The following is a 1257-nucleotide window of genomic DNA, read 5'->3' as shown; positions in this document are numbered from 1 at the left end:
CAAACATGTTCACAGATTCCATCTCTCCCGAAGCGATCGCTTCGATTTGTGGATGGGATTACATCACCTCCGCTTTGTTAAGTGCAACTTCATAGAGAATTGGTATAAGAGCCACAAGTAGTGAAGACAGTATTGAGAATACGGCCAAAATTTGAAGTGAAAGTCCATGTGGAGGTGATATCAGATATCACCTAGATAAAATAAATAATTTTGAACCCATCATGTCGATAGATTTTACATACTCTTTTACTAGCAGTTCCAGCCCGTGAAGGGCTATGTTTGCCAGTAATGGAGAAATGACCCCACCTTGGGGTGTACCTTCTTCAGTAGGGAAGATTTCCTTTCCATCCATTACTCCAGATTGTAACCATACCCTAATTTGCTTTTGCATTTTCGGGAAGCTATTTATCTTTTCAAGTAACGCTTGATGATTTATTTTATCGAAGCATTTGGCGATGTCCGCATCCAATACATATCGAGCTTTTTGGTTGATATGAATGTATATAGCGGCTATCGCATCATAGCAGCTTCTACCTGGTCGAAAGCCGTAGGAGTTATCCTCAAAAACAGCTTCCCACTCAGGTTATAGTGCTAATTTGGCTAGAGCTTGGGTTGCTCTATCTTTCATCGTAGGAACGCTACGCTCAGACTACACACAGCTTCAATAAACCTTCGGGAAGTAGTATCATTATTAAGCTGTTCCACATTTAACTTGCATGTATTGGGCGGGCGAGACGCCCACCCCACAAGAAATGTACAATTTCAAATTATGCAAACTAGATGTGGTTTAACTTACTAACCCCATACATCCCTTGTATGGTCGCAAAGTTGTTGTACGGCAGATTCGGAAGGTCGGCAAGCTGACCAAAGTTATCGTTACTCATCCAGACGGAGGGGTAGTGAGAGTTATCCGCTTAGTTTTCCAACAGTTCCGGTTACTGGGGACGGCGTTCAAGGTCATGCGCTACTTCGCTAAAGAACAGATTCCCTTTCCGCGACGGGTTTGGAGACAGGCGTGAAATTGGTACTCTCAAATGGGGTTCGATTAACCACAGTCGCATTCTCGCCATTTTACACAACCCAACATACACTGGCACTTATGTTTACGGTAGACGACGCAGCCAACCAGTAATCAATGCCGGACAAATCACAAGGATGAAAACTCAACAACTGCCACAATCGGATTGGAAGGTGATGATTCATCTAGCCCACCCAGCATATATTAGTTGGGAAGAGTTTCAATCAAATCAACAGCAG

The 1257-nt window shown here is 43.3% G+C and carries 1 protein-coding gene and 1 pseudogene; one reads left to right on the top strand and one right to left on the bottom strand.

Annotated features, from left to right (window positions below; all coding sequences use genetic code 11):
• Positions 1–187: 187 nt before the first annotated feature.
• Positions 188–562, bottom strand: a pseudogene (locus AABK37_RS41415) (reverse transcriptase domain-containing protein); the annotation flags it as partial.
• A 458-nt stretch (positions 563–1020) separates the two neighbouring features.
• On the opposite strand from AABK37_RS41415, the gene AABK37_RS41410 reads away from it, so the two are divergent.
• On the top strand, positions 1021–1257 hold a 237-nt coding region (locus AABK37_RS41410; RefSeq protein ID WP_432557183.1), incomplete at its 3' end, for a recombinase family protein.

Origin of the sequence: Tolypothrix sp. VBCCA 56010, from assembly GCF_050875635.1 — a bacterium.
Lineage (GTDB): Bacteria > Cyanobacteriota > Cyanobacteriia > Cyanobacteriales > Nostocaceae > Hassallia.
The sequence above is the reverse complement of the archived record's forward strand: the minus strand, read 5'-3'. Positions and strand labels throughout refer to the sequence as shown.